Annotated in this window: 20 protein-coding genes; 11 read left to right on the top strand and 9 right to left on the bottom strand. The window is 50.4% G+C overall.

Going from position 1 to position 23,161, the window contains the following annotated elements; translation table 11 throughout:
* Positions 1–13: 13 nt before the first annotated feature.
* A complete protein-coding gene (gene mdh, locus ACW9SV_RS01030) occupies positions 14–952 on the bottom strand; it encodes a malate dehydrogenase (protein ID WP_123125031.1) in 939 nt (312 codons plus the stop codon).
* Positions 953–1,205: 253 nt separating this feature from the next.
* Entirely contained in the window at positions 1,206–2,534 is a 1,329-nt protein-coding gene (tilS, locus tag ACW9SV_RS01025; protein WP_479554874.1) for a tRNA lysidine(34) synthetase TilS, read from the bottom strand.
* 49 nt (positions 2,535–2,583) lie between these two features.
* Here tilS and ACW9SV_RS01020 point away from each other — a divergent pair, with 49 nt between their 5' ends.
* The 6 genes from ACW9SV_RS01020 to porD all read left to right on the top strand — a co-directional run bounded on the left by ACW9SV_RS01020 (position 2,584) and on the right by porD (position 7,663).
* Positions 2,584–4,254, top strand: coding sequence for an OstA-like protein (locus ACW9SV_RS01020; RefSeq protein ID WP_479554873.1), 1,671 nt, complete (start codon positions 2,584–2,586; stop codon positions 4,252–4,254).
* A gap of 77 nt (positions 4,255–4,331) precedes the next feature.
* Positions 4,332–5,186 carry an outer membrane protein assembly factor BamD gene (locus ACW9SV_RS01015; protein ID WP_479554872.1) on the top strand — a complete coding sequence of 285 codons (855 nt, stop codon included), beginning with the start codon at positions 4,332–4,334 and terminating at the stop codon, positions 5,184–5,186.
* Positions 5,187–5,213: 27 nt separating this feature from the next.
* Positions 5,214–5,543, top strand: a complete 330-nt coding sequence (locus tag ACW9SV_RS01010) for a DNA-directed RNA polymerase subunit omega (RefSeq protein ID WP_479554871.1) — start codon at positions 5,214–5,216, stop codon at positions 5,541–5,543.
* A gap of 14 nt (positions 5,544–5,557) precedes the next feature.
* Positions 5,558–6,118 carry a flavoprotein gene (locus tag ACW9SV_RS01005; protein WP_479554870.1) on the top strand — a complete coding sequence of 187 codons (561 nt, stop codon included), beginning with the start codon at positions 5,558–5,560 and terminating at the stop codon, positions 6,116–6,118.
* A 13-nt stretch (positions 6,119–6,131) separates the two neighbouring features.
* Positions 6,132–6,773, top strand: coding sequence for a phosphopantothenoylcysteine decarboxylase domain-containing protein (locus ACW9SV_RS01000; protein WP_479554869.1), 642 nt, complete (start codon positions 6,132–6,134; stop codon positions 6,771–6,773).
* Positions 6,755–7,663, top strand: a complete 909-nt coding sequence (porD, locus tag ACW9SV_RS00995) for a type IX secretion system protein PorD (RefSeq protein ID WP_479554868.1) — start codon at positions 6,755–6,757, stop codon at positions 7,661–7,663. The genes ACW9SV_RS01000 and porD overlap by 19 nt, the downstream gene beginning before the upstream one ends.
* 197 nt (positions 7,664–7,860) lie before the next feature.
* On the opposite strand, the gene ACW9SV_RS00990 is transcribed toward porD, so the two are convergent.
* Positions 7,861–10,308, bottom strand: coding sequence for a TonB-dependent receptor (locus ACW9SV_RS00990; RefSeq protein WP_479554867.1), 2,448 nt, complete (start codon positions 10,306–10,308; stop codon positions 7,861–7,863).
* 495 nt (positions 10,309–10,803) lie between these two features.
* Between ACW9SV_RS00990 and recN the strand changes: the two genes are divergently transcribed.
* Positions 10,804–12,462, top strand: coding sequence for a DNA repair protein RecN (gene recN / locus ACW9SV_RS00985; protein ID WP_479554866.1), 1,659 nt, complete (start codon positions 10,804–10,806; stop codon positions 12,460–12,462).
* 152 nt (positions 12,463–12,614) lie between these two features.
* Here the strand turns inward: recN and ACW9SV_RS00980 are convergent, their stop codons facing one another.
* The 3 genes from ACW9SV_RS00980 to ACW9SV_RS00970 all read right to left on the bottom strand — a co-directional run bounded on the left by ACW9SV_RS00980 (position 12,615) and on the right by ACW9SV_RS00970 (position 14,941).
* Positions 12,615–14,165 carry a M28 family metallopeptidase gene (locus ACW9SV_RS00980; RefSeq protein WP_479554865.1) on the bottom strand — a complete coding sequence of 517 codons (1,551 nt, stop codon included), beginning with the start codon at positions 14,163–14,165 and terminating at the stop codon, positions 12,615–12,617.
* Between the two features lie 155 nt (positions 14,166–14,320).
* Complete coding sequence (locus ACW9SV_RS00975) at positions 14,321–14,689, bottom strand: cupin domain-containing protein (RefSeq protein ID WP_479554864.1); 369 nt, start codon at positions 14,687–14,689, stop codon at positions 14,321–14,323.
* Between the two features lie 3 nt (positions 14,690–14,692).
* Positions 14,693–14,941: a Kazal-type serine protease inhibitor domain-containing protein gene (locus tag ACW9SV_RS00970; protein WP_479554863.1), complete on the bottom strand. Its 249-nt coding sequence runs from the start codon at positions 14,939–14,941 to the stop codon at positions 14,693–14,695.
* Positions 14,942–15,197: 256 nt separating this feature from the next.
* Here ACW9SV_RS00970 and ACW9SV_RS00965 point away from each other — a divergent pair, with 256 nt between their 5' ends.
* A complete protein-coding gene (locus tag ACW9SV_RS00965) occupies positions 15,198–15,485 on the top strand; it encodes a hypothetical protein (RefSeq protein WP_479554862.1) in 288 nt (95 codons plus the stop codon).
* Positions 15,486–15,604: 119 nt separating this feature from the next.
* Positions 15,605–16,138: a YtxH domain-containing protein gene (locus tag ACW9SV_RS00960; protein WP_479554861.1), complete on the top strand. Its 534-nt coding sequence runs from the start codon at positions 15,605–15,607 to the stop codon at positions 16,136–16,138.
* A 752-nt stretch (positions 16,139–16,890) separates the two neighbouring features.
* On the opposite strand, the gene lysS is transcribed toward ACW9SV_RS00960, so the two are convergent.
* Positions 16,891–18,417 (bottom strand): lysine--tRNA ligase, encoded by a 1,527-nt coding sequence (gene lysS, locus ACW9SV_RS00955; protein WP_479554860.1) that lies wholly within the window; start codon positions 18,415–18,417, stop codon positions 16,891–16,893.
* 226 nt (positions 18,418–18,643) lie between these two features.
* Positions 18,644–19,639, bottom strand: coding sequence for an aldo/keto reductase (locus tag ACW9SV_RS00950; RefSeq protein ID WP_479554859.1), 996 nt, complete (start codon positions 19,637–19,639; stop codon positions 18,644–18,646).
* Between the two features lie 247 nt (positions 19,640–19,886).
* Here ACW9SV_RS00950 and ACW9SV_RS00945 point away from each other — a divergent pair, with 247 nt between their 5' ends.
* Together ACW9SV_RS00945 and ACW9SV_RS00940 are read left to right on the top strand one after the other, a co-directional pair.
* Positions 19,887–20,870, top strand: coding sequence for an SDR family oxidoreductase (locus ACW9SV_RS00945; RefSeq protein ID WP_479554858.1), 984 nt, complete (start codon positions 19,887–19,889; stop codon positions 20,868–20,870).
* Positions 20,871–21,015: 145 nt separating this feature from the next.
* The gene (locus tag ACW9SV_RS00940; protein WP_479554857.1) at positions 21,016–21,483 is read left to right on the top strand and encodes a hypothetical protein; all 468 of its coding nucleotides are present in this window, start codon (positions 21,016–21,018) and stop codon (positions 21,481–21,483) included.
* A gap of 145 nt (positions 21,484–21,628) precedes the next feature.
* On the opposite strand, the gene ACW9SV_RS00935 is transcribed toward ACW9SV_RS00940, so the two are convergent.
* A complete protein-coding gene (locus ACW9SV_RS00935; RefSeq protein ID WP_479554856.1) occupies positions 21,629–22,666 on the bottom strand; it encodes a hypothetical protein in 1,038 nt (345 codons plus the stop codon).
* Positions 22,667–23,161: the final 495 nt, after the last annotated feature.

Below are 23,161 nucleotides of genomic sequence, written 5' to 3'. Positions count from 1 at the left end.
TGTGGGAATGAGCTTATGCGTTGGCAGGCATGTTGTCTAACACGTCCATTACCTCACGCACCGCTTTTTCAGAGGCTCTCAGTAAGGCCATTTCGTCCTCGTTCAGTTGCAGCTCAATTACTTTCTCAATGCCGTTTTTACCTAGAACTACTGGTACGCCCAGGTAGGTGCCGTTGATACCGTATTCGCCTTCCAGTTTGATACAAACAGGGAACACGCGTTTCTGATCGCGCACAATGGCTTCTACCATCTGCGCAGCCGCTGAACCTGGAGCATACCAAGCCGAGGTGCCCATCAGTTTCACCAGCTCGCCACCTCCGTTTTTAGTGCGATCTACAATGGCGTCCAGTTTGGCAGAATCAATTAGCTCGGTTACCGGAATACCACCTACCGTGGTGTAACGCGGAAGCGGAACCATGGTATCACCGTGGCCACCCATCAAAACTGCTTGAATGTCTTTAGGGGACACGTTCAGTTCTTCGGCTAAGAAAGCACGGTAGCGGGCGGTGTCCAGGATACCGGCCATGCCCATTACTTTAGTACGAGGCAGTTTAGAGGTGATATGCGCTGCGTAAGTCATCACGTCAAGTGGGTTAGACACCACAATGATGATGGCCTCCGGCGAGTGCTTAATCACGTTTTCGGTCACAGAACGAACGATACCGGCGTTGGTGCTGATCAGGTCGTCGCGGGTCATGCCGGGCTTGCGGGGCAAACCGGAAGTAATCACCACCACGTCTGAGTTGGCGGTGCGGGTATAATCATTGGTAACACCCACGGTGCGGGTGTCATACAGGTTAATTGGCGATTTCTGCCAGATATCCAATGCTTTGCCTTCGGCGAAGCCTTCTTTGATATCCACTAACACTACTTCATTGGCAATCTCGCGGTACGCCAAAACGTCGGCACAGGTGGCCCCTACGTTTCCGGCTCCAACTACGGTTACTTTCATTCGGTTTTATTTTGGTTAGGTTGATGTACTTACTAGACTACGCGGTGAATTTAGGAAAAAGGCCAACACTTGAAAATTCTGCTCCCTTTTTAATTGCTGATTGTTAATTGTTGATTGTTGTTTTAGGTCTGTTTCTCTGAAAATTGCCTCTAAACGCAAGTCACGTCCCTCTCACTTTGCGCGCAATTTGGTCTAAGTGATTTACAATTCAGGCCCAACTAACAATCAGCAATCAACAATTAACAATGAACAACTAAACCCGAGTGACGGTAATTTCCAGCACTTGTTGGGTGTTCTCAGTGACTTTGAAACGGTTGTCTAGTTGCTGGCCCAGTACCCAGGTCAGAGACGCGTCAGAGACTAATACCCAAACATCGGGTTTAAGGTTGGCGGGTACTTTCTTGTCTATCAAAAGGTCGCTCACTTTCTTTTTGCCGTTCATGCCCAGCGGGATAAACCAGTCACCTTCTTTCCAGGGACGAAGCTTTAACGGAAACTTCACCAGGTCAGCGTCTAAAGCGGCTACGTCTTTGGTGCGGGGTACTTTATAGCCCTCGGCGGGTTTACGGGTGAATTTGGCCAAATAAGGCCCAAAACGCAATTCGGTGGTTCCTTCGGGAACGGAAACGCTGCCAAACTTTTCAAGCGGTTTGGGGGTGATTACCAGGTCTTCTCTGTCTTTCACTAGCACGTGGGTTGGAGAGGAGAACGTCTTGCCGGAGGTCCCTTCCCAAGCGGCGGCGATTTCCTGCGCCTGATGATAGGAGAAATGGAACGATTTTAGCAGTTCGTGCAGGAAAACGGTTGGGGCCGGGCTGGCCTGCAACGGGGCAATAGAAAGGTAAATAGCTCCGTTTTCCTGTCGTTGCGTTTTGGCCTTCATTTCTTGAAAAGAAGCCAGGAACACGGCCTCGGCGCCTTGCAGGCGCTCCAGGGTGGTGGTGAAGGTTTCTTCCAGGTTGGGATTTAGTTTCTTGAGCACGGGAATGACCTCATGGCGCACCAGGTTCCGGTTGTATTTGGTGCTCTCGTTGCTGGAATCTTCGCGCCACGCCAAGCGTTTAGCTACCAGCCAGTCATACAGATCGTCTTTGGTGAGACCCAGCAAGGGGCGGATCAGGTTTCCGTTTTGGGGCAGGATTCCGTGAAGGCCGGCTAAACCGGTGCCGCGCACCAGGTTCAGGAGCACGGTTTCCAAAGCATCGGACTGGTGGTGGGCGGTGGCAATGACGTCATAGCCTAGCTGCTCCCGCATCTGCTCAAACCATTGGTAGCGCAGGGTGCGGGCCGCCATCTGGATGGAGATGCCTTCCTGCTCGGCGAAAGCCTGGGTCTGGAACTGCTCGCTGTAAAAGGGGGCATCGTACTGCTTGGCCAGCTTGCGCACGAAGAGCTCGTCGGTATCAGACTCCTCGCCGCGGAGCCCAAAATTGCAGTGCAGCACGGCAAAGGGCAGCTTGAGGCGGTGCAGTACATCGGCCAGGACCACAGAATCCAGGCCTCCGCTTACGGCGGCCAGAATTTTGGTGTCTGAGGTGGCTAGTTGATGGGCAGTTATATAGTGTAAAACTTTCTCGAGCATCGGTAAAGGAAGGGTATTTTTAGTAATTTCGCAGCTATTGCATTTATTGATGAAGTTCACAAAGATAGGTTTAGTATCTCTTTTCTCCCTGTTCTCGGTTATTTTAGCCTTTGGGCAGGGTACGCCGGCTCCGCAGGGGAACGGTCAGCCGGTAGAAGTGTCGGCGAATACGCTCCAGTCTGGGACGTACAACGGGGAAGAGGTGCGCCGGTTGCTGGGGAATGTGGTCATGCGCCAGGGGCAAACCACTCTTACCTCAGACTCTGCCTACCAATACGCCAGCGACCGGAACCGGTTAGAGGTTTTCGGGAATGTGCACATCACTCAGCCCGGTATGGACGCCACAAGTGCCACCGCCAGTTATGACGGTACCCGCCGCATTGCCAACATGCGGGGCGGGGTTACGCTGCGTGACGAGCAGATGACCCTGACTACGCCTTCGCTGGACTATGACCTCAATGCCAAGCGCGCCTTCTATACCATGGCCGGCAACATTGTGGGGCCTGATTACACCATCAACAGCCAGTTGGGTACTTATACCTCAGAAGACAAAGTCCTTACGTTCAAGAAGAACATCAAATATGTGGGGCAGAACGCCGAAGTGCTGAGCGATACCATGTCTTACAACACGGTGACCAAGGTGGTGGAGTTCTTCGGACCAACCACCATTAAATCACCGGACGGAACCCTTTTTGCTAACCGAGGCACTTACAACACGGTCACTCGTGAATCTAATTTTAGAGGCAACGCCAGCATCAGAACCCCGGATTATTTGATCAAAGGGGAGGTGCTCACCTATGATAAGACAAAAGAATATTACACGGCCTCCCGTAACGTGTCCATGACCGCAATCAAGGATACGACCATTATTACGGGACAAACTGCGTTGTATTGGCGGGCAAGGGGGCGGGCCAAAGTTTACGGATCGCCGGTGATGCGCACCGTTTCCAAGCGGGACACCATGTATCTCTCGGCCGATACCTTAGTCTCGGTGGAGAACGTGAAAGACAAAACCAAAAAAGGCAAACTCTTCGCCTACCATGATGTGCGCATCTACAAGTCTGATTTGCAGGGATTGTGCGATTCTTTGACTTACGACCAGCAGGACTCTATTATTTACATGAGCCGGAACCCGCGGTTGTGGGCAAACAAAAACCAGATGACTGCCGATACGGTCATCATGAAAATGCGCAACAACACCATTGACCAGATGCGCATGTTCGGGAACTCGTTTGCCATTTCCATAGACACCCTGGAGAACTACAATCAGGTGAAAGGACGCAACATGACGGCCCGCTTCGCTGATGGAAAGATAAGGCGCATTGACGTGAATGGAAATGCAGAGAGCCTGTATTTTGCCTTGCAGGGCGATACCACTACCATGGGCATGAACCGGGCGGTGAGCAGTGACATGCGCATGATGTTCAAAGAGGGGCAGGTACAATACATCACCTTTCTGGAGCAACCAGACGCCAAGCTTATTCCGCCGCATGAGCTGAAAGACCCGGATAAGCGCCTGAAAGGTTTTGTTTGGAGAAGCGACGAGATACCTAGCCGTGCTACTGTGCTGGCGAAAAGGACTCCAAAGAAGAAGGCCCCATCTCCTAAACCAGCAACAACGGCTACCAAGGCGAAAGATACGGCCCCTAAAAAGGCGAAAGCTGCTCCTAAACCTGCCAAATCAACTAAAAAGCCTTTGGCTAGCATGAGCAAGGGGTGATAAATTAGCGACCAATACTGAATGGAAAGGCCATTCGTTCTGTTAGATATAAAAAAAAATGTTATTTTTGCGCGCTTATGACCAAACGCAATCTTTTCTATTTGCCTATCCTGCTCTTAGTTCTTCTAGTGAGCGCCTGTGGGCAATACAATAAAATCCTGAAAAGCGACGACGTAGATAAGAAGTACGCTGCGGCGCTCTCTTACTATGAAAAGGAAGAGTACGAAAAAGCCGGAGCGTTGCTGGAAGACCTTATGCCGTTGTTGAAAGGGCGTAGCGAGTACGAGAAAGCAAACTTCCTGTACGCCTATACCAAATACCACCAGCAGCTTTACCTGGAAAGTTCTTTCCATTTCATCTCTTTCGGGCAGACGTTTCCCCGGAGCCAGTACGCCGAAGAGGCTGCGTTCATGAACGCCAAGTCGCTGACCAACGAGTCACCTTCCATGAACCTAGACCAGCAGAGCACCGTTCAGGCGATGGCTGCCTTGCAGGAGTTCATGCGTCGGTACCCGCAAAGCAAGTACATGCCGGAGGCCAACACCATCTATGATGAGCTTTCCCGCAAGATTGAGGTAAAAGCGTTTGACAACGCAAAGCAATACTACAAGCTTACCAACTACGACCCTCAGTACTACAAGGCGGCGGTAGTGACGCTGGAAAACTTCCGGAAAAACTATCCATCGTCTATTTATAATGAGGAGGCGGCTTTCCTGCGCATAGATGCCCAGTACAACTACGCCAGAGAAAGTATTGAAAGTAAACAGCGTGAGCGCTATGCCGAGGTGATCACCATGTATCAGGCCTTTGTGGATTCCTATCCAAAAAGCAAGTATCAGCGTAACGCCGAGGAAATCTATGACTCCAGCCGTCAGGCCCTGGAAAGACTGAGCAAGGCTCCGGCGGCAGCCGCTACTGCCACCAAAAACTAATTTTGTAAAACCCAATTCACGAGACATATGGCCCAAGTACCAGCATCTATCGTAACGCGTAACATTTCTGACCTGGCGGTTGAGACCGGTAACGTGTATGAGTCTATCTCTATCATCTCTAAGCGTGCAAACCAGATTGCCGTAAAGGTGAAAGAAGAATTGAACTCTAAACTGGCCGAGTTTGCCACTACCGTGGACAACCTGGAAGAGGTATTTGAAAACCGCGAGCAGATTGAGATCTCTAAATACTATGAGCGTCTTCCTAAGCCTACCAACATGGCCATTGAAGAGTTCATTGAAGGAAAAGTGTATTTCCGTAACGCCGATGACGAAGAGCAAACCTCTTCAGCGTTATAATTTCACGTTTCTGAATGCTTCGGCATAAGAAAATACTCCTGGGGGTTTGTGGTAGCATAGCAGCCTATAAAGCGGCTTTGCTGGTGCGGCTCCTCATAAAAGCAGAAGCAGAAGTGCAGGTAATCCTGACCACTTCTGCTTCTGCTTTTATAACCCCTGTCACTTTAGCCACCTTGTCAAAGCGGCCAGTCTTAACCGAGTTTGTCCGTGATGATAGCTCCGGTTTATGGCATAACCACGTGGAACTGGGCCTCTGGGCCGATGCCATGGTCGTGGCACCCGCCAGCGCCAATACGGTTGGTAAGTTTGCCCGGGGCTTATGTGATAACTTGCTTTCGGCTACCTACCTTTCGGCCCGTTGCCCGGTGTTTGTGGCCCCGGCCATGGATTTGGACATGTACCAGCACCCGGCCGTGCAGGAAAACTTCAGGCTGTTGCGCTCCTACGGAAACCACGTGATTGAGGCCGGGCACGGCGAATTGGCCAGTGGGCTGGTAGGGCAGGGGCGTCTGGCTGAACCGGAAGAGATTATCCAGGTTTTACAACAGCATTTTACTTCTTTAAACATTGTTTAGCGGCAAGAAAGTCTTGATTACGGCTGGGCCCACTTATGAGCCCCTGGACCCAGTTCGGTTTATTGGGAACCATTCCACTGGTAAAATGGGCTATGCCTTGGCCCGGAGTTTAGCAGAGCAGGGGGCAGAGGTTTATTTGGTATCTGGTCCCACTTCACTTACCTTGGAGCACCCCAACGTGCAGGTTACCTCGGTGATGACTGCCGATGAAATGTTTGACGCCTGCCAGTCCAAAGCCCCGGAAGCAGACCTCTGGATTTTTGCCGCTGCCGTGGCTGACTACAAGCCTAAAGACACCGCTACTTCTAAAATAAAAAAAAGTGATGCCTCCTTTACCATTGAACTGGTAAAGAACGTTGATATAGCAGCTACTTTGGGCGGGCAAAAGCGCTTGGATCAATTTGCGGTAGGGTTCGCCCTGGAAACTGATCAGGAACTGGAGAACGCTCGCGGCAAGCTCCTGAAGAAGAACCTGGACATGGTGGTTCTTAATTCGCTTCGTGATCCGGGTGCTGGCTTTAAGCACGATACAAATAAGATCACGATTGTAAAGCCTGCCTCCGTAGAGGAGTATCCGCTTAAAAACAAAGACGAGGTAGCACAAGATATTCTGGAATCAATCAAAGCTGAATGGGCATGTTTGCAAAAAAGATAGGGTGGATTTTGCTGGGGCTGCTGTTCCCGCTGTGCACGCAGGCGCAGGAATTGCGTTGCGAAGTAACTGTGAACAGCGAGCAGGTACAGGCCACCGACCGGCAGGTGTTTCAACAGATGCAGAACGCCATCTCCGAGATCATGAACAACACCCGTTGGACCAGCGATGTGTACCAGAACGAGGAGCGTATCCGGTGCAAGTTATTCATCACGCTTCGGGCAATGCCGCAGATTGGCGTGTATGAGGCCAATACTCAAGTAATTTCCAGCCGACCTACGTATGGCACGGGCTACGAAACCACGGTCCTTTCCTTTGTAGACACCAAGTTTGAGTTTGAATATAACCCCGCGCAGCCCTTACAATATGCGCCCAACACCTATACGTCTAACCTGACCGCCATCCTGTCTTTCTATGCCTATACCATTATTGGCATGGACAATGACAGTTTTTCCAGGTTGGGAGGTGCCAACGCGTTGGCCGAGGCTAGCAACATTGTGAATTTGGTAACTTCTGCCGGAGCCGCCGGTGGGGGCTGGAGCGCCACCGCCGATACCCGTAACCGGTACTGGCTTATCAATAACCTGCAAGACCCGCAGTTTGAGCCCCTGCGGTCAGCACTCTATCTATACCACCGCCAAGGGTTAGACCTGATGGTACAGGATCCGGAGAAAGCCCGCCAGAATATATTGGAAGCTCTGCGCAATATCCAACAAGTGGCCCGTATCAGGCCCGGAGGAGCTGCCCTGCGTTCGTTCTTTGAGGCCAAAGCGACTGAATTGAGTAACGCCTTTGCTTCGGCAACGCCTGCCCAGAAACAACAGGCTTACGATCTGCTCACTCAGGTAGACCCTACCAACCGGGCCCGCTACGAAACGCTGGTGCAACGCTAAGACCTATGGTTTTGCTGCTGTTTTCTGATCATAACCCTAAAAGAGATCTTTAGTTTGAAAAGAAAGAGGTACAAGAGTATTCAGTTTCCTGCCTTCTTTTCTAAAACTACATTAAAAACAGAACCCCTTCCTTACTCCAGTAAGGAAGGGGTTTCTGTTTTCAGGCCTCATGAGGGCAGAGGAAGAAACCTTGGCTGTCAGCTCCGCAAGGCATCATCATTGGAAATGTTTTTCTTGGGCTTACGAGGCTTTTTGGTCTGCTCCAGTTTGCCGAAACGGTACTCAAAGGTGAGGCGCACCCCTCGGGTATAGTTGATGTTGTCTTCGTGCAGCACAAACTGATCGGTTCTAAGGTCATTTCGCATGCGGGTACCCTTCATGAAAGGGTTGGCCAGGTTGATGCCAATGCCACCTCGCTTGTTGAAGATGTCTTTGCGCAAGGTGGTGTTGTGGTAATAAAAGGCACCCATCCTTCCCTGCAAAACGACGCGTCTGGAGTTGAAGGAGCTGTTAAAGCGGTAAATCCAGCCTTTCCCCAGTTCAAGGGCCGTGAAGGCGCTTAGGTTGTACATCCAACCCTCGTTAGACGAGTTGGTGCCCTCCAAGAAAGCGTGGTACACATTCAAATTGAGGTTGACAGTCCAAATCTTGACGGGCTTAACCGAGCCATAGACGTTTACCCCAAAGGTACGGGCACTCGCGATGTTAGCGAAAGTGTAGTAGGTTGTGTCGTTCCGAAGGAGGGGGATGTTCATGATGGCATTATCGGTGGTGCGGCCGTAGAAGCTGATGTTGAGGGAAGCCGCCTTGGTGTAAGTGCCATAGCTGAGTTCGTAGAGATTGGAGAGTTCTGCATCCAACTCCGGGTTTCCTACCCTGATGACTTGCGGCGACACAATTTGCTCAAAGGGGTTAAGGTAATACAATTGGGGCCGCTGGATGCGCTGGGTGAAGTTTGCCTTAAACGTATGCTTTTCTTTGTGCGTGTAAGAGAGGGCCACGCTGGGGATGAAGTTGTCGTAATCGGTGCTGAAAGCCTGTTCCTCAGTTTTGAAATTGGCTGAAATCATGGTTGTCTCGTACCGGCCGCCTACTTTCACGTTCAGCTTCTGCCATAGTTTGAAGCCATACGTCAGGTAATAGGCATAGATGTCTTGGTGGTAGGAGAAGTTGCTGCGGGTGGTTTCTTCCCGGTTCTGGAGCAGGTTTTGGTCATAGAAGGTTCCATCGCTGGTGGCTTGCCGCTGAATGGTTTTCGCGCCTAGTTCCATGATGCTGTTTTTTCCCACCGGGTGGATGTAATCCGTTTGGAAGGTGAATTCCCCGTTCTCGTAAATGTTCTGGCTGTTTTGCCTAGAAATCAGTTCCTGTCCCAAACTGTACTCGTTCTGATAGGTATTGTCTTCTGAGTTGTAGTTGGAGTAAAGGGTTAAGATGCTGAACTCCTGCTGGGGCTTTTTAAAGGTGTAGAGGTAATCCAGGTTCAGGTCATACCCTAGGCCTCGGTTACGGGTGTCTGAGTCAAAAAAGGAAGTTCTCGCTGGTTGGTCATGTGCGTAAGTCGTAGCGGTGCGGTAATTGTCAATAAAGTCATGGTCTGGGTTCATACGCACCCCACCGCCCAAGCTGCTTCTTTCCGAGAGGTTGAGATCAAACCCCACTTGCCCGCTTATAAAGCCATTGCGGGTTTTCACGTTTCCTTCCTGCACCAAACGGCTGGTGCCGTCTAAGGTAGTTCGTTCCAGAAAAGATTTCCCGCGGTTGTAAAACTGATTGGTGCTGAAACTGGAGTTAATGCCAAAATCGCCTTGGCGGAAGTTGAGGTTAACGCTGCCAATGGTAGAGACGTTGCCAGGGGTGATGGAACCTCCGCCGGTTAGCCCCTGAAGCGTGTTTTTCTTCGTGATGATGTTTATAATGCCTGCCGTTCCCTCGGCGTCATACTTAGCCGACGGGCTGGTGAACACCTCCACAGACTTTATGATATCCGCCGGTATCTGCCGGAGCGCATCGGCCACGCTGCTGGCCATGATGGAGGAAGGCCGGTTATTGATGAGCACCCTTATGTTAGAGGAGCCCCGCAACTGCACGTTGCCGTCGCCATCTACGGTGAGCATGGGCACGTTGCGGAGCACATCGGCGGCGTTACCACCCATGGTAGAGAGGTCCTTCTCGGCGTTGTACACCAGGCGGTCTACCTTTTCCTCAATCAGTGGTTTCTCACCGGTGACCACTACCTCATTCAATTTCTTGGCCTCGGCTTTTAAGAAGATGGTGCCGGTTTGCACATGGTCTTTTCCGCCTGTGACGGAAATGTTTTCCAGACGCTGGGCTTGGTACCCAATGAAAGAGATGTTCAGGGTAAAGGTGCCTTCCGCTACTTTGCTCAGGGTGAATTTTCCTTTCTCATCGGCCACCGTGCCGTCTACAGATTGGCCGGTACCTGCTTGAAGGAGAGCAATGGTCGCAAACTCCACCGGTTTCTTAGTGTCGGCGTCTAGCACCTGCCCGGAGATCTTTGAGTTTCCGGCTTGTCCCGGAGATGTTATTACAGAAGAGGTGGTAGGGCTTTGCACACGACCTTGGGCAAGAACGGGCAAAACATCTATTATTGTAAGAAATATGACGAGTAAATTTTTCTTCATGCAGTTTTAGAGTAGACCGGGTGACTAGGCTAGGGCAAGTTTCTTTCCGAAATCTTTCCATATATTAGGAAAGTGTAATGCTAGCCGGTTCCTATAGCCAATGGTCGTGCCAAACCAAGAAAAGGGCGTTTGTGCTGCAGAAAGCCAATTCCCGGAGAAGGGGCTGTACGTTTTCAGGCAGTAGCTATTCGGTTTCGTACAACAGTTTCTAGTTTGAAACTTGTTTTCAAAAAACAGGTGAAAAAGGGATGACGGAGAACGGTCTGGTAAAAGAAACTGTTCAAAGGAGAAGGAAAATACACCGGCACTTTTGCCTGAACGGCACGTACAGGAAGGAGTGACGGATCACGGATACAGTTACCAAAGACTTCTGAAAAGGTACTCCCCTTTAAAGAAAATTAGCTATATAGATTAGTTTTGAAACTAAATAAATTAGCATCTTTGTCTATTGGAGTACACCATCACAACACAAACTGAAAGAGGCATTCCTACCTTATGCTCGTAGATCTTAAGATAAAAAATTACGCCCTTATTGAGCAGCTGGAGCTGCAGCCATCGCCGTTGCTGAACATTATCACCGGGGAAACCGGAGCCGGTAAGTCTATCATGCTGGGGGCGATTGGGTTGCTGCTAGGAAACCGGGCCGATTCCAAACTGCTTTTCAACCAGAATGAAAAGTGCGTGATTGAGGGCTCCTTTAATATTTCTGAATACCAACTGGAGGCCTTCTTTGAAGAGGAAGACCTGGACTTTGAACCTGTCAGCTTGCTGCGCCGCGAGATAAGCCCCTCGGGCAAATCGCGGGCCTTCGTGAATGACACGCCTGTGACCCTGGAGCAGCTGCGCCGCATAGGGGATCAGCTCATGGACATCCATTCACAACATGATACTTTGCTGCTGGGCGACCAGGGGTACCAGTTGAATATCGTGGATTTGTATGCCCAGAACGAAGCCCTGCGTACCCAATACGGCACCGCCTACCGCACCTACCGGAAACTGGAGCGCGAGTACAAAGACCTGGAAGGACAGCTGGCCCAATCCCAAAAGGAACTGGATTATAACACCTATTTGCTTAACGAACTTTCAGAAGCCAACCTGCAGGCCGAAGAACAGGAAAGCCACGAGATAGAACTGAAGCAACTGGAGCACGCCGAGGAGATCAAACTGAAGCTGAGCCAGGCCTTGCAGTACATCTCGGAGAGCGAGTACAATGCCGCCGGAGCCTTGAAAGACGCCAGTCATCTGGTGGGCCAGGTTACCGAGTACGGGGAAAGCTTCCAAAACCTGAAAGAGCGTCTGGATAGCTGCCTGATAGAATTAAACGACATTGCCGGAGAACTGGAAGACGCTGAGCGCAAAACCGAAGCTGATCCGCAACGCGCCGAACAACTGCAGGAACGCCTAGATTTAATCTATACACTGCAACGCAAGCACCAGGTGCGTACGGTGGAAGAATTACTAGCCCTGCAAGCCGAATTAGAGGTTAAGGTGAGCAGCGTTCACAACCTGGATGCCGCCATTGAGAAAACCAAGAAGGCTCTTTCTGCCGCCCTGCAGGAAGTGGAAGCCCGGGCCCAGGAACTATCTGAGAGCCGTACCAGCGTGTTCACCATTTTCCAGGATGAATTGCATAACCTGCTCTCTGAACTGGGGATGCCGAATGCCCGGGTAGTACTGGAGCATAAAATATCGGCGCCGGCCACCACCGGTATAGACGTGGTGAACATCCTGTTCAGTGCGAACAAAGGCGCTGCCCCTCAAACGTTGAGCAAAGCCGCCTCAGGTGGTGAGTTCTCTCGCTTGATGCTTTGTGTGAAGTACCTGCTCGCTGACAAGACCGCTTTGCCTACCATCATCTTTGACGAGATTGACACGGGTATTTCTGGCGAGATTGCCGTGAAAGTGGGTAAAATGATGCAGCAGATGTCGCAGAAGCACCAGTTGATCTGTATCTCGCACTTACCGCAGATGGCCGCCCAGGGTGATACGCATTACTTCGTCTACAAAGAAGACCGCGCCGACCGTACCATCAGCCGTATCCGCCAGTTGAGTCACCAAGAACGCGTGGTGGAGATCGCGCAAATGATTGCCGGAGCTAATCCTTCTGAAAACGCCTTCCAAAGCGCGAAAGAATTGCTGGCGTTGAGCGCATGATGGAGGAAAGCCTTCTCTTCCATCTTAATTATAGTTGAAGCTAATTTTCACTTAAACAGCCCCTAAACAGAAAACCCGCTGCAATTAGCAGCGGGCTTTCTGTTTAGGGGCTGTTTAAGAAAAAGGGCCTAGAAAGGGTTTCTCGCAAAGCCTTACCGCTCCAGTTTGAAATCTGGGTCAACGGTTGGACGCTGAGGGGTGTTGGAGATGGCCCAACCGGTGGCGTACATCCAGCGGGTCATTCTAGCAAGCTTTTTATAGTCTATCCGGTCTGCTTCGTCTTTGGGGGTGTGGTAATCAGGGTGCAACAGGGTGGTAAAGAAAATAGCCGGGATACCAGCGCGGGCGTAGGGGAGGTGGTCGCTCCGGAAGTACCAACCCTCAGGGTGTTTCTGCTCATCCCAAGAGGTATCTAGTTTGAACTTGGTGAAGTTCTGATTGGCCTGAAGGGCCATGTCTACCAAAGCGGCGGAGTTGCGGTGCGGTTTAATGGAGCCCAGCAAGGCCGCGGAATCAGGAGCGTTCCGGCCAATCATGTCTCCGTTAAGCACGGCTACAATGGATTCTTTTTTCACGGTGGGGTTTTCGGCGTACCAGCGGGAACCTAAAAGGCCCCGTTCCTCGGCCCCGTGCCAAACAAATAAAGCTGAGCGCTGTCCGGGGTTGTGCTTCCAAGCACGGGCAATGGCTAACATGGCCACGTTAACCGTTCCGTTGTCATCCGCGCCGTTCCAGATAGAGTCTCCGTCAATGGCCGTGCCTACTCCGTCATGGTCATGGTGCCCGCTGAAGAGTACGTATTCATTCTTCAGTGTTGGGTCGGCCCCGGGAGCCCGCGCCACTACGTTGGCCGATGGATAAATATAGCTGTCTACTTTGATTTGGATTCTGGCCGCACCGGAGGGTTTGCGTAACTGGTCTGGCAGAGACTGGCCGGCGGCTACGGTGGGTTGCACAATGAGAATAGGAACGGCCCGGTTGTTGGGTGGCGTGGCCGAACCTTCCAACTGGTAGGTGCCTTCCTCAAAACCATGGCCTGCAAAAGCCAGACTGGCCTGGGTAGTGGAATCAGCAACCAGGACGATGGCCGAGGCTCCCGCCCTTGTCAAAAGGGTCCCTTGCTGCCGAACCGCCGATAGAATGTATCGGTAGCCCCACAGGCTCATACCGGGTGCTGGCAGCGTAGTAGGCGGAAGCATTCTCATGGCTACAATCTTGCCTCGTAACGATTGCTTGGTAGTATCTGCTAAGGCATTAAGCCAAACCGGGGTCCCATCGGCCTGACCTTCCACCGGAGAGGTTACCCAAACATCTTTCCCTAACTGCAACTTCTGGCCTCCAAGCGTGATTTGACTTAAAGGAGAAACTTGCGTCCGGCGAAGCGGAAAGAACTGGAAGTAGGTACCGTCGTCTCCGGCGGGCTCCAATCCGGCCTGACGGGCGCGTTCAGCGGTCCAGGCAGCGGCACGGAGCTCTTCGGTTTCACCGGCTCTTCGGCCGCGGAGGCTATCACTGGCCATGGAAAACAAATCCCGCCGCAGGTCCTCTTCCTTGATCATGGAAAAAGCAGGCGGGTTGGTGGCGGCTGCCGGGGTGCTGGACGTGGAGGCAGGACGGGTGCAGCCAGTTAGGGAGAGCGCTGCAACAAGGCAGGCCGGGGCTAGGTGCTTTAGATGTCTGGTAGTTGGGTAAAATTGTTTCATGAAAGGTTTGTTTGTGGTACTCCAATGAACCAAAAAGAAGGTACAAATGGAAGGCGAACGGTGTGTTTTAAACCTGATTCTAGGAAAATGAACCAAAAAACACAAAGCCGCCACAGGGCTGCAGCGGCTTTGAAGTATGGTAGTGGTAGCGTGGGTTAGTCCTCCCGATTGACGGTGTTAATGTCAAAGGCCGGTACACAGATAGACCAGTACTCACATTCCTCGTCAAAGGGATTGGCGTACCGGATACGGGCTCCCGCCTTGATAAGGAGCGTTTGCCCCGCAGAAAGTACCACGGTCTCGCCGTCAATCTCTATTTGCTTCCGGCCCCGTAAGACAATGGTGACCTCATCAAACTCAGGCGTTTGGTGCGGCTCGCCCCATTGCGGAGGGGCCACCATGTGCGCTACACTGAAAGCCTCTGTTTTGGTGCTGGCTAGGCCAAAATGCTCTTCAATGAGTTTCCCGTCGGTAGTGGGTACTCTGAAAGGAGCTGTCTGCAGAAAATATTTTTTTTCGCTCATAGTCTAGTTGTTAGTGCTCTTGGCGGCGCACTCGCCTTTGGTGAAGGAAGTAACGCCGGCGCTTTCGGCCACGCAGGCGTTTCCGTAAGTCTTGCCATCGCAGCCACAAACCGGGTCATATTGCATGGTGCAAGCGCGCTCTTTGTCAATCTTTGAAGGGTCAATGCAGGCGGTAGCCATGGGTGGGTGGGTCTTGCAGGCAAACGTTGCGCTGCCCAGCACCAAAGCATAAAAAAGAAGGTGTTTTTTCATAGGAGTTAATGTCAGGTGAAATATACGGAAATAAGCCAATGGACCGCTTTTGGGTATTTCTGACCCGCCGTTTTTTGCTTGTATTTCACAAAACAAACAAAAAACGGTTAACCTGTCTCCGTATAAATGCGTAAACCGCTCCAATATATATTACGATATATATTAGCTGTAGTATATATTGCCGGAGCATGGATCTGCGTTATACAGGTATCCGTGCAACGGATCTTATTCTTTTAACCCTTATTTGTTTACCACTATGAGAAATGACAATTCAAAAATTTTGATCGCCGCCGCCGCTGGAGCCGCTGCTGGTGTAGTTGCAGGTATTTTAATGGCCCCAGGAAACGGAAGAGATTCTCGTGAAGGTTTGGTGAAAGCCGCCAGCCAATTGGCAGAGAGCGTGAACGGCCAGATCTCTCCTATCCTGGAAAAACTGAGTGGATTGTCTAGCCTGTTGGGCGGAACTGAAGGCGCAAACAGCGCAGCAAAATCTACCGGATCAGATGCCACCGCCGGCGATAACAACACTGGCGCACAGTCTTAGCACTTGCTTGAGCACCACCCTGATAGCCAAAACGGAGGCATAACCAAAAGTTTTGACTATCGTTAAGAAGGAACGGACGTTTTGTAATTGAACCTATTGTTCCCTTAAAAGTAAAGCTCATGAAAGACGATAATGGAAAAGTAATCCTGGCCATGTTAGCCGGCGCTAGTGCTGGTTTAGTGGCTGGTATCCTTATGGCTCCCGAAGCCGGACAAGCTACCCGGAGTAACCTTAAGAATTCTGCCTCTAAGCTGGGTTCTGGCCTAGGATCTAAACTGTCAGGCCTAGGATCTAGCGCAGGCGCGCTGCTGGGTAAGAAATCTGGCGGGGGCAGTGGTGATGCCGATGTGGTGAACACTGGCTCCAACACTACGGCAACATCGCACCTGGACAATAACCCAACCGGCGGCAATGTAGACCTGATGGGTGCTAACGATCCTCGTGACAATACCACCGGTACTGCCACTTCAGACGTAGGCGCTGGAATTGGCGGTGGTGCTTACGGTGCCGATGCCGGTACCCTTGGCAATGACACTGATGTGAATGCCTCTGGCGCTGACGCCGGAAGCGCTGCATCTGCCACTACCAAGCCAAAAAGAGCTAGCAGAGCCAAAGGAACCTCAAAAGGCGGTGGGGCATCTACCGCTTCTTAATTTTTCTACTTTTTTTCTCAGCTACTGTAACCTTCTGGTTTGCTAGTCGTTAAAGAAGGTATAAATGTTGGTTAAATAAGAAATTGCGAAACAGATGAAGTAACGCTTAGTTGTTTGATTACGTTGAAACTTAAATAAAATTGACCAATAGGTTAAGCTTTTTGAGGGATACTAGAGCAGCTTAGTAACACAGACGAAAGTCACATCAAGGAGTAGCGAGTAGAAGTTATTTAACCAATATCAAGAAAGCCTTCCCAGACGGGGAAGGCTTTCTGCATTTAAGGCATTCTTGTTTTTTGGCCGTTTTCTTGAAAAGAGACCGTAAACCCTCTGGTGTCTTTTATCCCTGCTGGCGCGAGCCTCCGGCTCGTGTCCGGACGCATTGCTAATGGAAACATACTCCTATTTGTCATCTTGGAAAGATCTTGTGGGCAAACTGGAACACCGTTTACTCAAGCGCCACTACCATTTGAAACAAGATCCTTTCAGCATAACAAAAGGAAGAAATTCCTTAGAAAGTAATCAAAACACCTGAACCGTTAAAGCATGTAGTAAAAGCCCTCCGGGAATGCGTGCGGACACGAGCGGGACGCTCGCGCCAGCGAAGTAAGAAGAGACATATTTCTGATTAGCGTTTTAAGCCTTGAAATTCAAAAAAGGGCTAGAAACAGAAAGGCCGCTTCAATAAGAGCGGCCTTTCTGTTTCTATGCTGAAGTAAATCACCACATTAGCACCTTATCTTAGTAGCACCTTAATTGTCTTGGCGCTCAGGCTTCATTTGAGGGAAGAACAGCACGTCCTGGATGGATTGTGAGTTGGTCATGATCATGCTCAGGCGGTCGATTCCGATGCCCAGACCAGCGGTTGGTGGCATGCCGTACTCTAGCGCACGCAGGAAGTCCTCGTCTAAGACCATGGCTTCGGTGTCTCCGCGTTTGCCTAACTCCAACTGCTCTTCAAAGCGGGCTCGTTGGTCAATTGGGTCGTTAAGTTCGGAGAAGGAGTTACAGATCTCTTTTCCGTTGCAGATCGCCTCGAAACGCTCTACCAAACCTTCTTTGCTGCGGTGCTTTTTGGCCAGTGGGCTCATCTCCACCGGATAGTCGGTGATGAAGGTGGGCTGGATTAATTGACCTTCGCATTTCTCCCCGAAGATCTCATCAATGATCTTACCTTTCCCGATATTCGGATCTAGTTTAATGCCTAGGCCAGTAGCAGTCTCACGTAGTTGCGCTTCGTCCATCTCCGAAATGTCAATGCCGGTGAAGTGTTGAATGGCTTCAAACATGGTGAAGCGCTTCCAAGGACGAGCGAAGTTGATGACGTTTTCACCTACTTGTACTTCAGTGGTTCCGTGTAGCGCCAGGGCCACTTTCTCTACCATTTCTTCTACCAGGTCCATCATCCAGTAGTAGTCTTTGTACGCCACGTACAGCTCTACTTGGGTGAACTCTGGGTTGTGGAAACGGCTCATGCCTTCGTTTCTAAAGTCTTTAGAGAACTCGTACACGCCGTCAAAGCCACCCACGATCAGACGCTTCAGGTACAGCTCATTGGCGATGCGCAGGTACAAGGTCATGTCCAGGGTGTTGTGGTGCGTCTTGAACGGACGGGCAGCGGCACCACCGTACAAGGGCTGCAGGATAGGGGTTTCCACCTCCAGGTAGCCACGCTCATTCAGGTACTCACGCATGGTGTTCACCAGTTTGGTCCGCTTAATGAAGGTGTCCCGTACATCCGGGTTCACCACCATATCCACGTACCGTTGGCGGTAACGCAGTTCTGGATCGGTGAAGGCATCGTACACGTGCTCCACACCGTTCTCGTCTACCTCGCGCTTCACAATTGGCAGCGGCTTCAAAGACTTAGCCAATAAGGTCAATTCAGTGACGTGCACCGAGGTTTCACCTACTTGGGTTTTGAACACGTAGCCTTTCACCCCAATGAAATCGCCGATGTCCAGCATCTTCTTGAACACGGTGTTGTACAGGTCTTTGTTTTCGCCCGGGGCGATGTCATCACGGGAAACGTAGATCTGGATGCGGCCCGAGCTGTCCATGAGTTCGGCGAAGGACGCCTTGCCCATCACGCGGCGGCTCATTAAACGGCCGGCCAGGCTTACTTCCTGAAAATTGTTCTGCTCTGGATCGTAAAGATCCTTTATATCCTTGGCCGTGGCGGTCACGTCAAAAAGTTCGGAAGGGTAGGGGTTGATGCCCATCTTCTGGAGCTCTTCGCGCTCATGGCGCCGGCGTAGTTCCTGTTCGCTTAAATGCATGGAAACGGTCTTTCAGTATGTACTTTATATCAAAGGGCGAATTTCGGAAATTATTCCCATACAAAGAGAAAATGCCATCTGAATTAGAAACAATTGCTATCTGTGGCCTGAAATAAAAGAAAGCTCAGGTTGGTGAACGGAGTAAATAGAACCGAATAAAGTGAATCGGGGCTGTTTTGTTGAAAACAGCCCCGATTCACTTTTATGTAATTAGAAACGCAGTCGCTTATTTAGGCAATTCCAATTTGTTCAGCTCCTGAGTGATGAAGGTAAGTTCATCTTGGCTTAGCTGTACATCCATAGCTTTGGCGTTCTGAATGGTCTGCTCGGCGTTACGGGCGCCCACCAAGGCAATGGTGATGCCGGGCTGCGCGATGGTCCAACGGAGCACCAGCTGGCCTAGTGTGGCATTCTTGTCATCAGCCAGCGGCTTGATTTTGTTCAGGAAGGCATTCACCTTTTCCAGGTTCTCTGGCTGATACACGGGCAGTCCGGCGCGGTGATCTCCTTCGTTGAAATGATGGCCGGGCTTGATTTTACCGGTGAGCAAGCCGCGTTCCAGTGGGCTGTAAGCCAGAATGGAGATGTTCTGCTCCAGGCTATGTGGTACCACATCGGCCTCAATGCCGCGGGTCACCATGCTGTATGGCACCTGGTTAGAGGCTAGCGTGATGTACTTTTCGGCTTCCTGCATCTGAGCCACGCTGTAATTGCTGACCCCTGCCTGGCGGATTTTTCCTTCTTTGATGAGCTGGGCCACCGTTTCCATGGTTTCCTGGATAGGCGTGGTGGAGTCTGGCCAGTGGATTTGGTATAGATCTATATAATCAGTGCCTAAACGGCGGAGGCTGTCTTCGCATTCCTTGATGATGCTTTCACGGCCGGCGTACTTGTAGATGTCAATCTTGTTGCCTTGGTTGTCCTCGCTCTTCATAGCGAAATCACCTTTGGCTAAGTCCCAGCGCATGCCGTATTTGGTCAGAATCTGCACTTTGTCGCGCGGAATACCTTTGATGGCTTCGCCCACAATCTCTTCGCTCAAGCCTTGTCCGTAGATAGGTGCGGTGTCAATAGAGGTCATGCCGTGATCATAGGCGGCTTTGATGGCGTCAACGGCCTCTTGGCGCTCGGTGCCGCCCCACATCCAGCCACCCGCTGCCCAGGCGCCAAACGTTAATACTGATATTTCCAGGTCTGAGGTTCCTAGTTTTCTAAACTCCATTTGTCAATAAATTAAAGGATAAACGCTTTCCAAAACTTCCCCCTGGAGGAGGAACTTGGTATCTATTACGAGGCCAAAGAAAATACATCGTACTTCTTTCTGCACTTTGAACGTGGTAGTGTACGGTATACCAAGCTGGGAACGCGTGTTTTAAGGATGGAGAACCAAAAGGGAATCTGCTATCCACTCAGAAATTCATCCGTAGAAGTGAAAGTATAGAATGGCCTTGACCTTTAACTCTACTTTCATGGAAAAAGAACAGATCAAACCCTTAGCTGATAAAGTAGTGGCGATTACTGGTGCATCCAGCGGCATTGGAAAAGCAACCGCCCTGGCCTTAGCCAAACAAGGAGCCATGCTGGTGCTAGCTGCCCGCAGAACCGAGATTTTGGAGCAAGTAGCGGCGGATTGTAATCAATTAGGAGGCAAGGCGGTTGCCGTACCCACCGATGTGACCCAAGGGCAGAGCATGGAAGCCTTGGCCGAGGCAGCCTTGGCTTTCGGGAGGAAGATTGACGTCTGGATCAACAATGCCGGGGCCGGTGCCTTGGGAGCGTATGACGAAACCCCAATGGCGGCGCATGAGCAGATCATCCAGATCAATCTGTTAGGCCATATGCGGGGAGCGCATGCCGTGTTGCCTATTTTCAAGCTGCAAGGCTATGGGCATTTAATCAACACCGTTTCTTTGGGAGCCTTTGCGCCTATGCCGTATGCTGTAGCGTACTCAGCTAGTAAGTATGGGTTGAGGGGTTTTTCTGAGGCCTTGCGTTCTGAGTTGACCCAATTCTCAGATATCTACATCAGTGATGTGTTTCCGGCTTTTATTGATACGCCCGGGTTTCAGCACGCGGGCAATTACGTGGGCAAGAAGATCAAACCTGCGCCGCCGGTTTACGAGCCTCAACTGGTGGCAGAAACCATGGTGTCTTTGGTACACAAACCCAAACCCGGGGTCATGGTGGGCAACTTTGGCTACCTTGCTAAACTGTCTAACGCCTTGTTCCCCAGCTACACCAGAAAAGGTGCCGCCCGTATCATAGAACAATACTTTGAGCAAGCCGAATCGGTGCCTATTACAGATGGAAGCTTGTTTCAGCCTTCCCGCATAGGAACAGACATTTCGGGCGGCTGGCGCAAACCTACTTCGGGGAAAGCCGAGGCAGCTGTGGGCGCTTTGCTCGTAGCGGGTATTGCCTCGGCCTTGTTTTACTTAACTAAGAGAAGGTAATAGGAGTATTTGTATGGACTGGTTTCAAGCCCTTTTGCCAATGGGAATTCAAAAACGGGTTTTCTATATCCCGAAAGGAGAAGGTAAAATCTTAATCCTTCGTTTGGATTCGCCGTTAAAGTGAAAAACAATCCCCCGTCTGACTATGAAATGTGAATTAAGCCTCGTGTTTGAGGAAAATGATGGTACCCTCCGCTGGATTTTCAATATTCTGATATACGCCCACCAAATCAGCGAGCCGCAGGTACGCAAGATGTTGCAACCTACCCTCAAAGAGTTCCTGCACAAGCGGAGCTACCAGGAAGTAATCAGGCTAGCCGAAACCGATATAGACGAGGGGGATTTTGTGCGCGATTACCTGAAACAGAACCTAATTAAGTTCAATGCCTCGCAGGTGCGGGTGAAAGGGGAGAAGATCAAGTCTATCTGCTTTACCATTGAACAGGCCGGTCATATGCAGGAGGCCGCTGATCCCGGATCAGTAGATCCCGAGGTGTTGGCGTTGTTTGAGGGCCATGAACTGAAGTTGAAGCAAATAAACCACTGTGCCATTGAAGCCTTGAAAATTGCCGGTGCTAAAGGAGTGCAGATAGAACGGTTCAGCCACGAGTAAGCTTTTGATTTGTGGGTTTGAAGTTTCAAGGGCGAATAAGACAAGTCTGCCCTGAGACGATTTCGGCCTGTTTTCTTTAAAACAGGCCGAATAGATTCGTATAAATTATTCACTCATTCACACCTTCCCACATTCATTTTCTGGATTAAGCAGCGGCAGACAGTTGCATGGTTGAGTTTCCTTCTGTGAAGAGCGGCTCTACCATTTGGTGTAGCCTGTCTTTCACAAAGCTGCTTCTCAAATGCTCTGGCAACTCGGCTACCACTTTGCGGTACTTCTCCAGCCCCATGGCTTGGGCCACATAGCACTCGTGCAATCCATTGAGGTAGCTTACAATAGACAACAGGCACTCATGGAAGAGTTTAAAGTCTATCTCCGCCTCCACAAAACGGTCAATCTCTTTCTGGGTAGATGAGATGCGCAAGCGGCTAAGCAGATCAAACAAGGTGGTATAACCCATGCGCCAGGTAATCTGCTGCCAGTGCTGAGAGGCCCACTTGTCTAGTATCTTACCGGTTTTGCTGCTTCTGATAGCAGTAGCCGGGTTTTTCTGCACCTGCTGCCGAATGGCGTTTGCCGTCATCTTTCTGGTGGTGCGCAGGAACTGGCCAATCTGGGCCTGTGCTTCAATCTCTTTACCCGCAATCTGCAGTCCGGCTTTGTAGCCTGCCAATGGCAACCGATGAATGCTGAAGTCATTGTACGCTCCGGCAGCATAGAAACCGATAGCCCGTGGGTACGCATTCTTCACTACCAATCTGCCGGCTTCCCGTTTGATGGCTGCCTCATTGTTCGTCTTTGTACCTAGCGTGTACAGGAACGCCTGTAACCCGGCAAAGATAGAGTAGTAGGCCTGCGGGAATGTCCAATGCAGGGCATTGCGCAAATAGGTTTCATCTCCTAATTCTGCTGTTGCCCGCAACGCATATTCTGTGCTCCAACTATTATGCAACGCTTTGGCCACTGCCTGCAAGTCCTGCTCAGAAAGGTCAGCAGAATGCTGTCTGAAAAAGGCGTTATGCCGCAGGCCAGCTTCTTCTGAACTGTGGTTGATATGATAGTTGATCGCAAAAAAGTAGTTCAGGAAAACCTGAGCCGGAATAGATTTCCGCCAGGCTGAATCCTGTGGTTTTTGCTCTTCCTGAAAGAGCGGAATCACGTTTTCATCTAGTACCTTCTTCATGTTTTATAAACACATTTGAAGGTGCTTGAGTTGCATATTTGCTAATATTTTTAGGTATTTAATTGGTTGATTATTAAGCTTTTGTATCTAATATTTAGTTTTGCAAAAATTTTTGAAAACTTATCTCTGCAAGTATGCTAGTTATATTAGTAAGTACGGTATTTTACTAGATAGCAGGCTGAAGAAAGGGTAAAAATTGCGAGGGTCTGGGAAAAAATAATCCAATCATAACATTCAGTCCACTGGTATTGGCTACTTTTGTTTTTGAGGTTTTTAGACGCTACATGCAGGAAACTAGCTAGTTGCGTTTTAAACTCAATGTTAACGATTTCTTACTTAATTACATTTTCATGGTAAAATCTTTACAAAAACTAACCTTCCTACTAGTTGCACTCTTTTCTCTTGGAAGTAGTGGGGAAGTTTTAGGACAAGTTTTAATCCCTGTTTTAGGTACTCCTTACAATCAGGATTTCAACACCTTAAGCAATACAACAA

The organism is Rufibacter sp. JT20002 (genome assembly GCF_056491185.1).
Note: the sequence above shows the minus strand (reverse complement) of the source record. Positions and strands in the feature narration are given on the sequence as shown.